The organism is Bradyrhizobium pachyrhizi (assembly GCF_029714545.1).
Classification (GTDB): domain Bacteria; phylum Pseudomonadota; class Alphaproteobacteria; order Rhizobiales; family Xanthobacteraceae; genus Bradyrhizobium; species Bradyrhizobium pachyrhizi.
Map to the genome: position 1 here is coordinate 6,201,588 of NZ_CP121667.1, position 17,280 is coordinate 6,218,867.

General features: G+C 59.4%; 13 protein-coding genes. All 13 read right to left on the reverse strand.

Features of this window, described 5'->3' with window-relative positions; translation table 11 throughout:
• Positions 1-8: 8 nt before the first annotated feature.
• Complete coding sequence (locus QA639_RS29455) at positions 9-920, reverse strand: NAD-dependent epimerase/dehydratase family protein (RefSeq protein ID WP_283087866.1); 912 nt, start codon at positions 918-920, stop codon at positions 9-11.
• A 7-nt stretch (positions 921-927) separates the two neighbouring features.
• Entirely contained in the window at positions 928-2,052 is a 1,125-nt protein-coding gene (locus QA639_RS29460) for a class I SAM-dependent methyltransferase (protein WP_157343054.1), read from the reverse strand.
• A 23-nt stretch (positions 2,053-2,075) separates the two neighbouring features.
• Complete coding sequence (gene asnB, locus QA639_RS29465; protein WP_283087867.1) at positions 2,076-3,938, reverse strand: asparagine synthase (glutamine-hydrolyzing); 1,863 nt, start codon at positions 3,936-3,938, stop codon at positions 2,076-2,078.
• Between the two features lie 5 nt (positions 3,939-3,943).
• Complete coding sequence (locus QA639_RS29470) at positions 3,944-5,125, reverse strand: glycosyltransferase family protein (protein ID WP_157343050.1); 1,182 nt, start codon at positions 5,123-5,125, stop codon at positions 3,944-3,946.
• A gap of 9 nt (positions 5,126-5,134) precedes the next feature.
• Positions 5,135-6,682: a glycosyltransferase family 4 protein gene (locus tag QA639_RS29475; RefSeq protein ID WP_157343048.1), complete on the reverse strand. Its 1,548-nt coding sequence runs from the start codon at positions 6,680-6,682 to the stop codon at positions 5,135-5,137.
• A 25-nt stretch (positions 6,683-6,707) separates the two neighbouring features.
• The gene (locus QA639_RS29480; RefSeq protein WP_157343046.1) at positions 6,708-8,099 is read right to left on the reverse strand and encodes a glycosyltransferase; all 1,392 of its coding nucleotides are present in this window, start codon (positions 8,097-8,099) and stop codon (positions 6,708-6,710) included.
• 56 nt (positions 8,100-8,155) lie between these two features.
• Entirely contained in the window at positions 8,156-9,673 is a 1,518-nt protein-coding gene (locus QA639_RS29485) for a glycosyltransferase family 4 protein (RefSeq protein ID WP_283087868.1), read from the reverse strand.
• Positions 9,621-11,567 carry a glycosyltransferase gene (locus QA639_RS29490; protein WP_157343044.1) on the reverse strand — a complete coding sequence of 649 codons (1,947 nt, stop codon included), beginning with the start codon at positions 11,565-11,567 and terminating at the stop codon, positions 9,621-9,623. The genes QA639_RS29485 and QA639_RS29490 overlap by 53 nt, the downstream gene beginning before the upstream one ends.
• 78 nt (positions 11,568-11,645) lie before the next feature.
• Positions 11,646-13,115, reverse strand: coding sequence for a glycosyltransferase (locus tag QA639_RS29495; RefSeq protein ID WP_157343043.1), 1,470 nt, complete (start codon positions 13,113-13,115; stop codon positions 11,646-11,648).
• A 12-nt stretch (positions 13,116-13,127) separates the two neighbouring features.
• Complete coding sequence (locus QA639_RS29500; RefSeq protein WP_157343042.1) at positions 13,128-14,261, reverse strand: DegT/DnrJ/EryC1/StrS family aminotransferase; 1,134 nt, start codon at positions 14,259-14,261, stop codon at positions 13,128-13,130.
• A gap of 64 nt (positions 14,262-14,325) precedes the next feature.
• Entirely contained in the window at positions 14,326-15,372 is a 1,047-nt protein-coding gene (locus tag QA639_RS29505; protein ID WP_283087869.1) for a class I SAM-dependent methyltransferase, read from the reverse strand.
• A 159-nt stretch (positions 15,373-15,531) separates the two neighbouring features.
• Positions 15,532-16,587, reverse strand: coding sequence for an ATP-grasp domain-containing protein (locus tag QA639_RS29510; protein ID WP_157343040.1), 1,056 nt, complete (start codon positions 16,585-16,587; stop codon positions 15,532-15,534).
• Entirely contained in the window at positions 16,584-17,279 is a 696-nt protein-coding gene (locus tag QA639_RS29515) for a metallophosphoesterase family protein (RefSeq protein ID WP_157343039.1), read from the reverse strand. Before QA639_RS29515 ends, QA639_RS29510 begins: the two co-directional genes overlap by 4 nt.
• Position 17,280 lies beyond the last annotated feature (1 nt).

Here is a 17,280-nt window from a genome sequence, read left to right on the forward strand (position 1 = left end):
GACATTTACTAACGGTGTTGGGATTCAGCCAGACGACGCTCCGGTGCGTCGACAGGACCCACGGACATCGTCTTTTGAAGCCCTTCCTTGAACTGCACGAACCGCCGCAAGCTGAAACGAGATGCAAGGCGGCTAAGATCAGGAACAATGTCGACGGAAGGGGTGTTCGGGTTCACGATTTCGAACTTCGGTTCGACGCCGAGCTGCTGACCTATCGTGTTCGAGATCTGCCGGATCGAGAGCACCTCGGAGGCTGCCACGTTGAGCGTATCCGTCCATGACGAAGCAATACTCGCAAGGATGATCTCGACGATGTCGTCGATGAAGGTGGGCGCGAGGCGGATCCCCTCGGTGCCGCCGGAGAGCTGGATTGCCGCGCCGTCCTGGACCCTGCGGATCAGCAGCGGAATGAGTCGATCGCGCTGGCCCGGACCGTACGGAAAGAACAACCTCAGAATGCTCAAGGAGAAGATGCTGGAGAACGGCTTCGCAACAACTTCAGAGGCAAACTTGCTCGCGCCGAGGAAGCCGGGGGGCGCCAGACCAGCATCCTCTCTCAGCGTTCCCGCGAACGGTTCGTAGACCGCCCCCGACGAAAGCAGGCAAAAGTGTTTGACCGCCGCCCGAGCCGCCCAATCCAGCAGTCGCATTGTCATGCCGACGTTGACGTCAAACATCTCGCGCGAATCCGCAGGGAAATCGCGGTAGCGGCGCGACTGAGCGGCATGAACAACAACATCGATTGTCTTGGGGAAGCCGGACTCTTCGATCGAAGCCGCTCCATCCCAAATCACCTGCGTTCCGAAGGCGACCGACGTTCCCGGCCGGCAGACGCAGAAGAGCTCATGCCCCTCGGTCACCAACCGAGGGCCGAGAGCAGAGCCGACGAAACCGCTACAGCCCGTCAATAATATCCGCATGCCCGTATCAGACCGTTGGCTTCGTCAGCAAGACTGAAATTCCGTTCGGATTGGAGTCATTGAAGGTATAGCTCTTGACTCCGAGCTCCTTCATCCAGCCCGCAACCTCATCATCACTGTGCTGCCAGGCGTTGTGTGGATGATACCAATCGAAGTTGACCATGTTGTTTGTTTCATAGTCGAACGCCTCGTTCCAGAAGCATTTCAGGAAATTATAGTACAGCAATCGCTGAACGTTATGCGTTCCAGCGGGAATCCCCAGCACCGGAATCGACTTTTCAAGCGTGATCGAAGCGTTCAGCCGCGATAGCTCTCGGCCTAGCTCCGTGATCCCTTCGCATGCGGCGTAGCATTCCTCCGCGGAGAGCGGCATGAAATTCTGGCGGACATGATCGTCGGCGAAGACGCGCACGGCGCCCATCTTCCGGTAGACATAAAAGAAGAATTGGCCGCCAGGCCTGACCTTTCGGTACAGGGCCTCCACTGCCGATCTCGTGTTGGGCGTGTGATGCAGCACCCCGTCTGCAATGATGAAATCAAACGTGTCGTCGAGGAAAGGGGCTTCCATCAAATCGGCCTGGACGACCGAGCAGTTGTCGAGATCGCGGGTGTTCTCGAACGTCGTCAGCGCCGCATCCGACACGTCGAGCGCAAACACCTCGCCCGGACAGTTCTCGGCGATGAACCTCGTGTTAAAGCCTGAGCCTGGACCAACCTCGAGCACGCGTTGCTTGGACCGGTAGAAAGCTTTCAAGGCGTCCAGATCGGGCAACCCGAGCTTCTTGCAGTACCAACCGAACAGGAATTCCTTGTGCTCGGGCTGTAACCCATACTGCTTGAAGCGACGCCACTTGTCCGAGAAGGTCTGATTTGTCTTGGCCTGCTCATGGGCTTCCGGCCGGCTCTGCGCGGTCACCGGCTTCGGCAAGCCGTATCGTGAGCAGAAATCGGTCAAGTCAGGCTGCATCGGGCCGGTCAGGAAGCAGGGAACCCCGTGCAGAATCGGATACCATAGTGATGCATCGGGCGTCCGAAGGACTCCTTCGATGACTTGGCCATCTTGTTGCGCGAAAGCCTCAAGCTGAAGCTCCATTCCGTTCGGACGGAGACGTGAAGACGCAACGGTTCGCATAAAATTAGCTCCTACAACTGCAACTAAAGGAGAGCGCCGCCATAGGCACCATGTTGCTTGCACCAGGACTCGAAGCTGAGCATGCACCAGATCAACGCGACATGGTTTGCCTTTTGCTCGAAATGCTCGTCCAGAATCCGACGCACGAAGGCGTGTTGGAATACGGCTCGCTGCCTAATGCGAGATTCCGAAAGTTGCTCCTCGATCCATGAGCGCAGAATCCCTCTGTACCAAGACGCGTCCGGAGGGCCAAATCCCATCTTCGGCTTCCGGTAAATCGTGTCGGGGACCAGCGGCCGGACGGCTTCGCGAAACAGAATCTTGCCCGTGGTGCCGTCGGACAGCAGGCCCCAATCCACGCCAAGCAGATAGTCGACCAGCTCATTATCCAGAAGCGGCACCCTAGTCTCAAGGGAATGCGCCATGGACAGCTTGTCTTCCAGTGACAAAAGACCTGGAAGATAGGTGGTCATGTCGACGTGCATGACGGCGTCCCAGGGGTCCCGCGACGGAACCGTCTCGATCGCATCTCCGATCGCAGCTATCGGATCAAAACCTCCCGCGGCTCGCCGAAATTCCGGCGTAAAGGCATCGTCGATCCTCTCGGCCGATACCGGCACGTTAAGGCTTGCCCGGTAGAGGGCAAAGGCATCCCGTGAAGCCGCCTGATCTCCCGCCGCGGCACGAAAGCGCTTCGTGACACGCTGCATCAGGGAAGCCGGAGCCGCCCGCGGCACGATGGCGTATCTGCCGACATACCCTCCTGTGACTTCGTCACCGCCGGTACCCGACAGGACGACCTTGGCGTCCTGAGCGACGCGTTGTGCGATCAGATAGTTCACATAGGCCATTCCCATGCGAGGATATTCGATCGCTCCAACCGTCGCATCGAGATGACGGGCCAAGGCATCCTGCGGCACCATGAGCTCGACGCGTTCGATGTTGAGCTGCTTTGCAACCGCCCGGGAAAACTCGCGCTCGTCGACGAATCTGTCGACACCGACATTCTCGAGATCGAAGATGCATGAATAGGCGCGGACGACCGGATCGATCTGATGCGCACCTGCCGTGATCGCCGAACTGTCGATACCACCCGACAGATAGGCCATGACCGGCACATCCGCAGCCAACTGCCTGCGCAACGCCGCCTGCAATATTTCGCCGAATTCGCCCGAAGCCCGCGCCAGACCGGGCGAGTACTTGCGATTGTAAGAGGCACCCCAATAGGTATCGCACGAGCTCCCGCTCGCCGTCATGCGTTCGAAGGTGCCAGGCTTGAGAAGGCGGACGCCCCGGAACGGCGTGCGCCCTCCCCAATTGTTCATCAGCGTGAAGTACTCCAGCGTCGCTGACGCATCGAACTGCTTGTCCAGCAATCCGCTGGCGTACAGCGCACGCACCTCCGAACCGAAGACGAGACCCTTGCCGGGCAACTCCGCAACGTAGACCGGTTTGATCCCGTATCGGTCGCGGGCGATCACCAGCTCACGCTGGCTTTCGTCCCAGATGGCGCAGGCGAACATGCCGTTCAGCTTGTTGAACAACCTGTCCTTCCACTGTTCCCAGCCATGGACCAGAACCTCGGTGTCCGAGTGGTCTGTCGCAAAAACATGCCCAGCGGCCTCGAGCTCTTTCCTCAGCTCGCGGTGATTGTAGATCTCGCCATTGAAGACGACCCATACGGTTGCGTCCTCATTGCTCATTGGCTGGTTGCCCGTGGCCAGGTCGACGATCGCAAGCCTGCGGAAGCCCAATGCGACGTCTGCCGACACATGGAATCCACTGTCATCAGGGCCGCGGTGCTCGATACTGGCCGCCATATTCCGGATTCGGGCGTTCGCGTCCGGACAGGCGCCAAAATGCAGAATGCCAGCAATGCCACACATCTGAACTACTCGACCGCGGCGCCCGCCGGCGCCAGCACGAACTTGCTGTCGGGGCTGCGATAGGCAGCGATCATCGCCCCGGCAATATGATCAGGATCATGCCATCGCTCGACATAGCGACGAGCCCGCTTCCCGAGCTCTGTCCACTCGGCTCGACGCTCGAGAATGGCCGCAAGATCTTCCGTGAGCCGCCCGGGATCGACGTTCAGGATCGCAAGATCATCCCGCATGGCCGGCGGGACGAACTGCAAGTCGTTTTCCCTGACATAGCACACCACCGGCTTTCCCATCGCCATCATCTCGACGGCAAAGCCGCCGTACCAACCCGCAAGCACCTGGTCAATGGCAAGATCGGCGGACCGGTAAATGGCCATCGCCTCCTCATGCGTTTTCTTTTCGACAAGGATCAGCTCGAAGTCGAACCGGGACTTCAGGCGCTCCAGTGCATCAAGGATCATCTGAGTGCCCTTGATACTCGCATCGCTTGGCGCGTGGACAATTCTCGGCTTGCCTTCGGCGCGGGGATACTCGGGAGAGAAATGACTGATCTCCACATTGGCGTAAGGCAGGAACTGCCCTCCCGGAACGACGTGCCCCAGTTCCGGATTGAGATAGAACACGCGGTCAAACAGCGGAAGCACGCGATCGATCAGGCGGGACCGGCGCGCATCCAGCGACGTGACGCAGGCTTCATAGGCAGAGCAGCGCCCGCTGGCGCACATGGTCCACCCGTTTCGCCGGTTGCCCTCGCCCGCCAGCCTTGCGTCGCATCCCTGCAAGGTCATGAACCTCTTCTTGCCCAATCCCTTGGCCAGCTGGAGATCGATCGTCACGAGCCGATTGAGCAGCGGCCCCATCCGGCCTACGCCCTCGAACGCATAGCCTGGATACAGGAACGTCGTTCCAAAATAGTAGTGCAGCACGTCATAGCGCAGCAGCGCGGACAACCCGAACCACGCGCTTCGGGCCACCTTCTGAAAGTCGGTTGCCGTGTCGTCATATAAAACCTTGTCGGCCGGGTATCGAAACCAGGTTCCACTTCGAACGACCAGGTCGCTCTTGTTTCCGCGCCTGCGCTCGGCACGCGAGAGCGACCATGGCTGATTGCCGATATTGAAGGGGCCGTGAAGGATTTTCATCTTGCTGAGCGAATGTGACGATCTGTGCGCGCCGCTGTCATGCATCACTGTGGTGTATCAGGCCCGAACAGATTCGATCTGCCGTCGATACGCCGCCAACTGCAACTCGACGATTCTTTCCGCGGAGTGATATTGCCGGATCCAGGCTGCTCCAGCAGCACCGATCCCATGTCGGTCCTCCTGATCCGCGATGATCCTGCGAAGCGCGTCGGCAATCTCACTCTCGGTCGATGCCGACAAGATGGGAGGCGCTTCGGAAAAGAACTCCTTGGCCATACCTGAATCCACGTTCGTGATGACGCGCCTGCCAAGCGCCAGCGCTTCAAAGGTAATTCCACCGAATGATGGAAGAACGAACTGATCCAGCACAGCGTGGCTACGGAGATACGTCCTCCACAATTCCGGTTTGCGCATCGGCGCGAGCCACTGCACCCTATCGTCGAGACCCAGACTTCGTATGAGCTCTCGCGAGGCGTCAAGGTCGCGTCCCCAGGCGATCATGGCAAGCCGCAGCGCAGGCGCTTGCTGCGCAACACTCGCAAAGGCTCGGATCAGGCGGTCATTGCCCTTCACCAGGCTGGGGTCCGAGTCCCGCCAGTCGTGCCGGGTCGGATGGAAAACAACGACCTGGTCGTCGGGCGGCCTTATCGCGCTATTCCTGCCCCCGAATTCAACAAGCTTTGTATCGTCGAACGCATGCGGAAGCGGAGTGATCCTATCCGGCAGCACCCCAAGCCGCCGTGCAGCAGGTACGCAATCGATGTTCGTGACGAAGACGTGGTCGGCTCCGAGGAACACCGTGGCGGTAAGCCGCCCGAGGCCGTCGTCCTGAAACGGAATTGCTCGCAACGTTCCATGCTCATATCCAAAATAGGAGCGCCGAGCGAGCAGCGGCCAAGCCCCGTCGGTAGCGTAGGCCTGGATGACGTCAAACCGATCCAGCAGGTTCAAAAGCGGCGCGAGCCGCGCTCGGTAGCTGCCAAAGTCCGCGCCGCTTGGCGGAGAACCCGGCGCACTCCCTTGCCGCCAGACATCAACAAGCCGCTTCTGTTGCGGATCATCCCTTGCCAGAACGCGGTGCATGAAGACGTCGCGGGCCATTGCCGGGAATCGACGAATCCTCCGCTTTATTTTCTGGCCGAGACGGATCAGGCGGGCAGATGCACGCTGCGAACATACCGACTGCCGGGCTCGATCCAGCAAGCGACGAAATTCGTCGGCCCGATCCGGCTGACCGCCAACCTCAGCACCAATCATGGCGCAACACAAATTCAGCGGTCCAGAGGCAAACCACCTAGGTCGCTGGTAGCCTCCAAGATCGACCCTGGTCCAATCCGGAAAGAATGGATCTCCGAGGTCTCCCTCGAACGTTGCCTCCTCCCATTCCGGGGACGCCATGATGTGGTAGTTCTCGTAGGCAATGACATACGCGTCGATGCCGTGCTGGCGCTGGATCCTGGCATTATTGAACGCGTTGTTCGCGATGTTGCCGAGGTGCAGCACGCGCAGCGCGCGCCCATGCAGTTCCCGGAAACGCCGATGCCAATCAAGGCTCTGGGGCTGCGGCGAGCGCGCGATCACGCCGGACGTGTCGACCGATGTCATCGGAGCCCCCCTTGCGGTCCGATCATCAGGGCGTCGTCCCGGCGAGCGCACTGAGACCTTCCGAAGCAGGCTGCCTCGCGATCTGGAAAGGATGCTGCCAATTCCTCACGAGGGGAATGGAGTTGCGTCGGGCTTCCTCCTGCTCCTGCTGGCTCCGAATGCGATCGACGACATGAGGCGGAAAGTTTGCAGTGTCCCGATAAAGCTGTCCAAGCCGCGCCGCGATCGCCGATATGCCGTGCCAACGCTCGACATAGCGCCGGCCCTGCTCGCCGATCTTGCGAAGGCTATCCCGATTGCGGATGACCCACAGCACTGCCTGCTCAAGTTCATCCGGCGTTGCGTTGATGATTGGGCATTCCTCCGGCGCTTCGACCAGATCCGGACTTCTCACGAAGCTTAAGACCGGCTTGCCCAGCGCCATCGCCTCAAGCGCAGTGTATCCGTAAGCACCGCCGATGAACTGATCCGCCACGATGTCGGATTTGGCGAACAGCGCGAGGACCTCGCTGTTGGGAACGCCTTGTATCTTGCAGTATTCGATGTCGTATCCCTGCACCTTCAGCCTGTCTATCGTCCGCTCCAGGTATTTTGAGCCCTTGAAGTGCGTGTGATTTGGCGCGTGAGCGATGCGAAGCGGACCGGATGGCGTCTCCGGGAAAACTGCATTGAACCGATCCATATCCAACGGCCAATAGTTGATATGCTTTGCCGCAGGCATGTAGGCCAGCATGTCGCCGAGCGAGACCAGGGCCGTGACGGATTTGGACAATTCGGAAACATAGCGCTGCGCATCTGCGTCGTGACACGTGCAATATTTGGGCGGCTCCGTGCAGTCGACGCAGAAATTCCACCTGCCGAGGGCCAGGGTCGCAAGCCTGGTACGGACATCGGCACCATACGCATAAATATAAACCCGCTTGCGGGCCCGCCGCAGCGCGGCAAGCTCCTCGGAATTGATCTGCAAACGCTCCGTTGACTCAAGCAGCCCGCGGTCGGCGAAGAAGTGAAACACATCATACCGAACCAGGGCCCATGCGAGCACCAAACGCTGGAACGCGAGCCCGAGTCCAGACTTGAGCGCCAATACGTAAGGCTGTTGAAGATTTAGATCGAAGCGGGACGTTACAACGTAGGTGACGTAGACAAGAGAGATCGATCGAAAGCCAAGCGCCCGATCTGCCCTTGCCTTGAGCTGCAGGGTCAGGATCGGCGTTACGCCCCACAACGTCCTGGGCCGTCCGCACCGCAACCGCACGGCTCCAACTGCCGGAGCGATGCAAATCGCGAGCTTCAGAATGACAATCGAAAGTAACTTAGCGGCCAGGCTGAGAAGCTTTCGCGGCAGCGTCCGCAACTTGTGGCGGACGATTGCCCCTCGCCCCGGCGATCGCGCAATCGACCAGGTCGTGAGCATCCACTGTCGAACGCTCCGCGGCAACACGAGCCGCGCGAGCGATCTCAGTCGATGTCTCATTGCGTGGATCCGCGTTGCGGCGGCTGTCTTGGAGACAGGCTGTGGTAAAGCGAAACGACCTTCTGCCACTCCGACTTTGCATCCAGCCTTGCAAGAGTCTTCCGCGTGTTGGCGGTGAAACCCGCTCGGAGTTCCTTATCTCGGACCATTCGATTGATCGATTCCGCGATGGAACGCGGATCGTAAGGATCGAACGTCAACCCGACCTCGTTCTCGACGACAAGACGCTTCGCCTCGGCGTAGTGCGCAACGAGGACGGGAAGATCGGCGGCCAAATATTCAAAAATCTTGTTGGGGAGCGCAAAAGTGAAGTTGCGGCACAAGGCCGGCAACGTCCAGATCCCGGCATCCGCCCCTCGGGCGGCCGCGACAACGTCCTTCGACGGGACCGGCGGAGCAAGCACGACCCTGCCCTCCACGCCGGTGCGTCGCGCCAACGCCAGATAGTCGGGCCCGAACAGATCCAGGGAAGGACCGCGGATGACGAAAATACAATCAGGTGCGTAGGCAAGGGATTCAATGATCGGCTCGATCAGGCGCGTCGGGCCGGTCCCTCCCTGCCACAGCAGAACGAACGTCGATTCCGGCAGCCCCAGTTGCTGCCTCAGCGGCGGATACTCGCGCGACGGTGTGACCGCGATATCGGGAATGTTGCGGACCACGACGGGACGGCTACCGCCGAGTTCGGTCTCCATTGCATCGGCAATTGAGTCACATACGGTGATCGTGGCGGACGCCTCGTTTAGACAACGAACTTCCAGCTCCTGAAGCGCCCGTTTCCACTCCGCAGGATACGGCGCCCAGGCGGACTGCTTCGTGTTCCAATGAACATTTTCTGAAAACCACTCGTGGAAGTCGACCACAAGGTGCGCGCCTCGGTACTTTGCGGCCGCCATCGCAGCATAGGCCGTAGAGAGATCATGCGCATGGAACGCAAACGGCTTCCGCTTCACCGCTTCCAGGTAAAGCTGCTCCGCAAGATAGCCCGGCTGCTCGCCCATGAACGTCGCCGCCGTCCAGTCGGCGTGCTGAATATGAACGCGCGGTCCCCAATCAAGATTGAAGGTTGCCCCTGCACCCTTCGTGGGCTCGGGACAGATCACGGTCACATCATAGCCGGCGACGCCAAGCGCCCGAGCTTCTCTTTCAACTCTCGGGTCGACGCGCAGATCGGAGACGACAAGCATCACCACTTCGCGACCAGACGCAGATCTGCCAATCTGTCTATTTCGCGATGTAGCTTCACCCGCGGCGGACATCTTCGGGATTCGAGCCTGCACGAACTGCGTGCGACGGATTACAAGCTCCGAGGTGAACGCGTTCCACCGGCCGAAAGCGAAATAGAATACCGGCCGCAACGCGCGAAAAACAGGCGGATACTGCTTGATGAAAGATGAGATCTGCTTAAGCATCGTTTGTGACAACTCTAAGAAATCAGCATCGGCATCGCGGGAAACGTCGTCACCACTGCCCTTCCAGCAAATTGCTATACGCTTTGCACTGGAGAGCGACAATTCTTTCCGCGGAATGGAACGTCGACATCCATTGAGAAGCAGCCTGACCTCGGCCTCGGGTATCAAGAGGATCCTGGATGACTTCCCGCATTCGCGCAGCGCATTGAGCGACGTTACCGGCCGCGAGCAGCGGCGGCTCTCGACCGAAAAACAAGGCCGTCTGTTGCTCGTCGATGGCGGAAATCAACCGGACTCCCAACGCCATTGTCTCGAACCCGACACCGCCAAGAGCTGGGACAATGAATTGGTCAACCACTGCATGCGAGACGCAGTAGTGCCGCCACAGCTCGCGTTTGGACAGGGTCGGGATCCATTCAACCAGATCGGACAGGCCGAGTTCCTCGATCAAGTCCTTGCTGTCTGCGACCTCCTGGCCCCATTCAACGAATACGAGCTTGAAGTCTCTCGTCATGCGCGCGACTTCGGCCGCGGCGCGGATGATCACGTCGTTGCCCTTCAGCCAGGATGAATTTCCCCGCTTCCAGTGGTGACGCGAGGGGCTGAAGAAAATGACGGGCCCGCCTGTCGGGGGACTTAGTTCCGGATGCGCGTCGCGGAATGCGCGCAGCTTGTGATTATCAAACGCATGCGGGAGGTAGAACACCCTATCCTCCTTCAGTCCCAACCGCTCGACCGAGGGCAGCACGTCCGAATTGGTTACGAACACCGCGGGCGCGCGCTGAAACGAGATCCGGCAGATCAACCCCGTCAGATTGTTCTCGAACGGGATTTCACGCAGCGTTCCGTGCTCGTAGCAGCAGAAATTCTTGACGCCGTTCATCATCGGTATCAGACCGTCGATCGCATATCCCTGGATGACGTCATAGTACAGGAGGACATCTTCGAAGGGCCTTGGGTGCTTCGTTACATATTCCTCGCGATAGCTGAGCGACTGACCATCAAGCTCGGCAGGGTCGCTCCTGATCTCATCCAGCAACGTCTCGATTTCCTTTGCTCGCGTGACCGGATCGGACATCGACCGCGCCACGCAGCCGGTTTCCGAGACCGGAATGAACTTGAGCATGACGCGCTCCAGGAGCGTCAGGAAGCTGTGGGTCAGTGAACGAGCTAGCGAAGATGACCTTTCCCGAATGCCGCCGGTGCACAGCCCGCGAACATCCTCCCGTAACGCGCTGAGTGCGGAGCGAGCCTCCGCATCGGCTTGCGGACCCCGGCGCGCAATCTTCAACCATGCAGCAGCCGAGATTCTGTCCAGCCAATTCGTCTCGAACCGATCCGTGTTGGATTCACGTCCGAGCACGCCGTTTGCGACGAACGTTCCAAGCCATATTCTGTACAAGCTAAGCGGTTGCCTGTTGTCATACCATGACCGGCCCGGCCCGCTGAGCCAGAGCAGGAATCTCAGATGCCGGGGAACATATTTGGCAAGGGAGCCCTTACTGCCGCCGGAACGAGCGTCCTGAAGAGCGGTCAACTCCAGTTCTAACCATTTCAGATATGCCGTGCTTCTCCAACCGCCGTTCTTGGCGCGAAGGTATTCAATGCAAAGCACGGATGGCCCCTGAACGAACCAACGCGGCCGCTTCCATCCCTTCAGGCTTGTCGCCCACCAATCCGGCCTGAAATGATCCTGCCCAAGTGCCGAGGAGCCCTCCTGCAGCGCGCCATCCTCCCACTCGGGGCATCCCATGATGTGGTAGTAATTGTAGCATAACACGTCTGCCTGGATACCCAGCTTCCGCTGAATGCGGGCGTTATTGTAGGCGTTGTTGGCTATGTTGCCGATGTGAAGAACGCGAAGCGGTCGGCCCGTTCTTCGCTGAAAATCGTCGATCAAACGCAACGCGCGTGCGTTTTCCGCCTCGATCGCCCGCGTTGAGTCGCCCTGATTCAGGTGACTCTCGGGGCCAACTTCGACGTAGGAAATTGACACTGGCTCAGGCGTCCCGCGCACTGGTCACGAGTCCGCAAGACCGGTTCGAATTTTCGAGCAGCGATCGGTTTGACGACATCACGAATTCAGCGCCTTCGCGCGTTCGGCGAGTGTTGCTTTCAGCGGCCTCGGCAAGTCTGCGGTCGCCACGTATAGATCCGCCAAATGCGCGCCGAGCGCCTCTACCGAGTAGTTCTTCCGGACATATTCAGGGCCCGCGGCTCCGGCCTCGGAAAGCCGCGTGCGGTCCGAGATGAGCTGATGCAGGACTTCCCTGATCGTATCCGGATTTGCCTCAATGACCGGACATGCTTCGCGATCGGCGACCGCTACGCCGTCGTGCAGATAGCAGATGACAGGACAGCCCGATGCCATCGCTTCAACGGCAGTCAAGCCGAACGATCCGCTTATGAGCTGGTCGACAAGGACGTCAACCGTCTGCATCGCCTCCAGTATTTCATTGTGCGGCTTTCCGCTCAGTTGCAGGAGCTCGACTGCATGACCTTCAGCCTGCAAGGCCTGGATCGCGCTCTGGAGGTATTTCGTCCCCTTGAAGTAGCCGTGGTTCGGAAAGTGACCCACAACCAGCTTTCCATCCCTTTGAGACCAGGATCGTCGGGGGGAGAACTTTTGAACATCGACCGTCAGATACGGCACATTTCGAGCACCAGGGATCAGCTTCATAGCCAGTCCGTGCGCAACCACGGCCGTCGAGTACTCCCTGATGACGCTCAGCATGGCGGTGCCGCCGGCATCGTCGCAGACACAATAGACACCTGGATTAGGACATTCGGAGCAGAAGTTCCACTTTCCAAGCGCCAGGTTTTTCTCGCGCGTTCTGTGATCGGCACCGTATGCGTAGGTATAGAGCCGCTTCCCGGCCCGGCGATATATTTCCATCTCGCGCACCGCGATTCCAAACCGGGGACTGCCGTAGCCGCCTGCCGGTTCGATGATACCGCGATCATTGTAGAGATGAAAAAAATCGAAGTTGGCAACGGCCCAGATCAGCATGAGCCATCGAAACAGGAACCAATCCCCGCCACGTTCAGCGACGAGGCGCGCTTGAATTTCCGAGCACACGAAATCAAAGTTCGACGACGTGTGATAGGTCGTGAACACCAGCGAGCGGGCATTCACGCCCAAGGCACGATCTGCCGCAACCCACGCGCTCAGATTGACGATCGGCGTGACCCCCCAGAGCGAGTTCATCTCACCTCGCACCAATCGATCCTCAGCGATCGCGCGACAATCGGCCACCAGAGCATCCCAAAAGTCGCGCGCGTCGGCGGATTGATCGGGGTTCAGAAATGGTCGCAGCGTGTCCAGTAGAGAGGTGAGAAGTTCATAATCGCGCTCGGTAGCAACCCGGTTCACATTCTCGATAATCGCCTGATCGACGCGTCGTCGCTGCGGTACCGGAGAAAGCGCAGAGACAGCTGCGCCAAAATTATGGTTCTTTCGCGCGAACTCGGAGAGCCTGGGAAAGCGCGAGCCCCCCAGCATGGAGCGAACCGACCGAAACAGCTTCGAAGACACCGACTGCATTCCGCACTCGTCTCAAGCGCTGGCTCGATTGATGCAATCAACCACCCGGCGCTGATCCTCCTCTGTCATGTTCGGAAAAATAGGCAGCGTGATCGTCGTATCCTCTGCAAGTGTCGCGTTCGGAAACTGCTCGGGGCGCAGGCCATACTTGTTCCTGTAGTAGCCGAGCCGGTGCACCGCATGCGTGCCCGGCCGGGTCTGAATTCCCGCGGCGGCCAGCGCCGCCATCATCGCGTTGCGGCGGTCGCGATGCCCGTCGACGATACGAATGACGTACGATTGAAATGCATGCCCATCGACATCCCCGCCGAGCGGTCGCGCAATCGAATTGTTTCCAGCCAGCAACTCGGAATAGCGGCGCCCGAGACGCCTGCGTTCCGCCAGCAGCCGGTCGAGCTTGCCCATTTGCGCCACGCCGACCGCGGCCTGGATGTCGGACAGGCGCAAGTTGAAGCCGAGGTTGTCAAACGTCGCCATCGTCCACGGGCCATGAGGTTCGATCGACGCATCCGGAGCGCCGGTGGATCCGTGGTTGCGTTGCGATCGCACGCGCTCCGCAAGATCATCGCGGTTGGTGGTTACGGCGCCCCCCTCCCCCGTTGTGACAGCCTTCCGCGGGTGAAATGAGAAACAACCGATGTCGCCAATCGCGCCAACCGGTCGGCCTTTGTAGGTCGTGCCGATCGCGCATGCGGCGTCTTCTATCACCTGAATGCCTTGCGGCCGCGCAATGGCCAGGATCTCGTCCATCGGTGCGGCGAGACCGAACAGGTGAACCGCAATAATGGCCTTCGTACGTGGTGTGATCGCTGCTTCCAGCCGTTCCGGATCGATGTTGAAGGTCGACGGATCGACATCGACGAAGACAGGCTTCGCACCGACGTATTCAGCCGAGTGCGCGCTTGTTACCCACGTGAAAGCGGGAACAATCACCTCGTCTCCTGGCCCGAGTTTCAGAGCCATAGTCGCCAGATGCAGTGCGGCGGTGCAGGACGTGCATGCGAGGGCATGCTTGAGGTCATGCTTCTCTGCAATGAGCCGCTCGAATCGTTCCGTGAGCGGCCCCTGCGTAACCCATTTCGAGTCGAGGCACTCTCGCAGCAACGCAATTTCGGCTTCGTCGAAACTCGGTTCTGTGATGTTCATTGGATCGCTACTCTCGATGCCTAGAATCCGGCGGGGAGCTGAGGGACAGGTCTTTGACCTGACCTCAGGCCGAATACACTTCCACGCCGTACGGTGCCAGCTTCGCCTTCACTTGATCGAAATAGACCGGGCTAATCGCCAACGCCACGTGCCGAATCCCCAATTCCTTGATCTTGTCGAGACCGCCCACTGGACGTCCGTTCAAGCCGCTTCCCCACGTGGAACGATTTTCATCCAGATAAGCCGCGATCTTCCCGGCGTCGAAGCCAAGGTAGAACGGCGCAAACAAACCCGACGACCCCAGGCCGAAAATGGCGAACGGCTCGCCGGAAGCATCGGCTGCCTTGCGACACCGATCGATCGCATCCATCGCGCTCTTGGCCACCGTAGCATTCTGGTCGACTGTGTGCAGATTGAGCTCTGCCACGTTCACAGCATGCGGCTTCGGAGCACCAATCTTTCTCAGCAGAACAAAGATCGGCACCCCTGCCTCTTTCGAGGACACCACATCAAATCCAGCGGTGCGGGAGAGCGATTCCAATGAATGCAGGGTGAGCTTCGAAAGGTGGTCTGCGCAAAACAGATCGTTCGGATTCTTCGCAAAGTTGGGAACGCGAATGTAGAAGAGGCCCGCCTCCTTGAGGTGCCGGTGCGCCCACTTCAACATGTCGAGCGGATTCTCGACATGCTCCAGGACGCCCAAGGCGACGATCAGATCGAAGCTCGCCGCCTCGGCGTCGAAATCCTTGTAGTCGCAGCGTCGAAGCAAAGCGGATGGAAATCTCTGCTGCAGCACGTCGAATGCCGAGCTCGGCTCGAACGCCGCCGCGCGCCAGCCGTGAGATTCTTCGAGAAAATGTCCCAGGAAATCGCCCTTTCCGGCACCTATCTCCAGCACCGATCCATCGGTCGGCAGACTGGTCATTTCCCTCAGGATCTGGTGCGTGCGCTCCGCTTGAGAGATAGGAGCCGGACCCGAGAAGCTCTGGATTGCCGCGTCCGGGCTCTTCATCATCAGATTGTAGCTGTCCTTGTAGAAGGCTTCGGCCCGTCCCCTCGTCCCGCCAGCGTTGAATATGAGACCGCATTCCTTGCACAGCCGATTGTCCAAGGATGCCTCTCGAAGCACCATCATGTCGGATGTGATGCAGGTCCCGGAGAAGGACGGATAGATATCACCTAGCTGCGTCGATCCGCATACCGGACATTGCGCTTTCATAAGCCCTACTCCTTGTTGATCCGCTGCCGCCTGTCGATTTCAGAACGATACTTAGCCAACCGGATGCTCTTGCAAGCCCCGCAAGATCGTCAGTTCCCTATATGGAAACCGCACCGGGATGTTCTCGCCATAGACATCTCTTCGAATGAGAATGTCCGGCTCGTTGTATCCAGCCATTGCCCTCAGCGAGGTCGTTCCCGAAAATCGGGGATTGATCTCAAACGGAACGACGGCACCGTTCACGACACGACACTGCACGTTTATCGGAGCTCTTGGCGAAAGGGACCCGGCAATTTTCTCGCACGCGTTTCGCACGTCAGGCCAGTCGGCAACATGTCCCTGAGAAATGCCGGTCGATATCACAAGCCGCGATCCGAGATCGGCACGGCCGGACCGGTTGGGGACCTGGGTACGGATCGTCAGGGCGTTGTTGATGACCCGCCTGATGGCAATCGAATTGAGAAAGGCGCCATCCGTACCGAACAGCACGCCGACCGTATATTCATCGTCCGAGGTCCCGATGTATTCCTGGATGATGAAGGCTTCAGAGGTCGCAAGCAGGTAGCGCGAGAAGGCGAGCAGCTCTTCGCGCGATTGAACGATGAAAACATTCGCCGACCCGCCGCCGCCGACCGACGGCTTGAGGATTGCCGGCAACGTCTCCCATTGGTCGAGATCCGACAGCGCGCGCACTTCCATGAAGCTCGGCGCCGACAACCCGCACGAGGCCAGGTGAGCCATTGTCTTCGTCTTGTCCTGACAAATCTCAAGAACCTCCGGTGGATTGACAGGCACGTACAAGCCGTCAGCCTCGAGCGCGGCTCGCGCCCGGCTCAGAACGGCCATCTCGGGTTCGGAGCCGTGAAAGACGGCAACACATTTTTCCGACAGGGCCAGCGAACGAAGCTCATCCAGGTAAGCGGGGTGGCTCGCCCGCGGCAATTGCACGAATTTGTTGACGAGGTTCCGGTTGGCACACAGATCGCTCACGTCCGTGCCCACGATGTTGTACTCGAGCTCGCCCAACCGGAGAGCCTTGAGTATCTGTTCGCCGTGACCGCCTCCGCCGATTCCCGTCAGCAGAACTTTCGCACGTCTACTCTTCAAGATTGCACCTCATTCGCTTTGAAATCGGCGCACCTCTCAAGCAGGGACGCGACCGGGGGCGCAAGCGGGTAGCGCGACAAGACTCGACGGCAGGGTCCCGAGATATCGAACCGGACGATCTCTGCGGCCCGCTCGAGCGGATCGAAGACGCAGACCGATCCCCGAAGGTCACTTCCTCGCGGAAGGCCGCAACTCCCGACATTGACGAAGAGCTTGTCCGCATGCCGCCGGACGAAGGGATGATGCGTGTGTCCCATGAAGACGACATCAGCGTCGATCTCCGCTAGGTCCGACAAGCTGCTGTCCGGATATACGTAGCCTTCCAACGGGCTCTTTGGGCTGCCATGAACGAACAGGATCGTTCCACGCTCATCGCGGATGGTCAATTTCGACGGCCAGCTCCCGACAAAGTCGCGCTCCTCGTTGCTCAGCAGCGCATACGTCTCGCGATGACGATAGATCGCCTCGCGGTCCGCAGCCGTCGTCTGCCGGACGAGCATGTCATCGTGATTTCCCCTCACGACCGGGATGCCGGCGGCCTGAAGTGCGCTGACAACTCCCTTTTCCGGGATGTATCCAACTGCGTCCCCCAGGAAGTAGATCACTTCGGCTTTCGCGTCCGCCAAGATGGCCAGCGCCAGCTCGAAGGCCTCGATATTTCCGTGAGCGTCGGACAGAACGCCGAAGCGCATA

What these genes read in the sequence shown, in the direction of transcription:
- QA639_RS29500 (WP_157343042.1), bottom strand. Translation starts at nt 14,261, where the DNA reads ATGAACATCACAGAACCGAGTTTCGACGAAGCCGAAATTGCGTTGCTG.
- QA639_RS29460 (WP_157343054.1), bottom strand. Translation starts at nt 2,052, where the DNA reads ATGCGAACCGTTGCGTCTTCACGTCTCCGTCCGAACGGAATGGAGCTT.
- asnB (WP_283087867.1), bottom strand. Translation starts at nt 3,938, where the DNA reads ATGTGTGGCATTGCTGGCATTCTGCATTTTGGCGCCTGTCCGGACGCG.
- QA639_RS29475 (WP_157343048.1), bottom strand. Translation starts at nt 6,682, where the DNA reads ATGACATCGGTCGACACGTCCGGCGTGATCGCGCGCTCGCCGCAGCCC.
- QA639_RS29515 (WP_157343039.1), bottom strand. Translation starts at nt 17,279, where the DNA reads ATGCGCTTCGGCGTTCTGTCCGACGCTCACGGAAATATCGAGGCCTTC.
- QA639_RS29455 (WP_283087866.1), bottom strand. Translation starts at nt 920, where the DNA reads ATGCGGATATTATTGACGGGCTGTAGCGGTTTCGTCGGCTCTGCTCTC.
- QA639_RS29480 (WP_157343046.1), bottom strand. Translation starts at nt 8,099, where the DNA reads ATGCTCACGACCTGGTCGATTGCGCGATCGCCGGGGCGAGGGGCAATC.
- QA639_RS29495 (WP_157343043.1), bottom strand. Translation starts at nt 13,115, where the DNA reads ATGCAGTCGGTGTCTTCGAAGCTGTTTCGGTCGGTTCGCTCCATGCTG.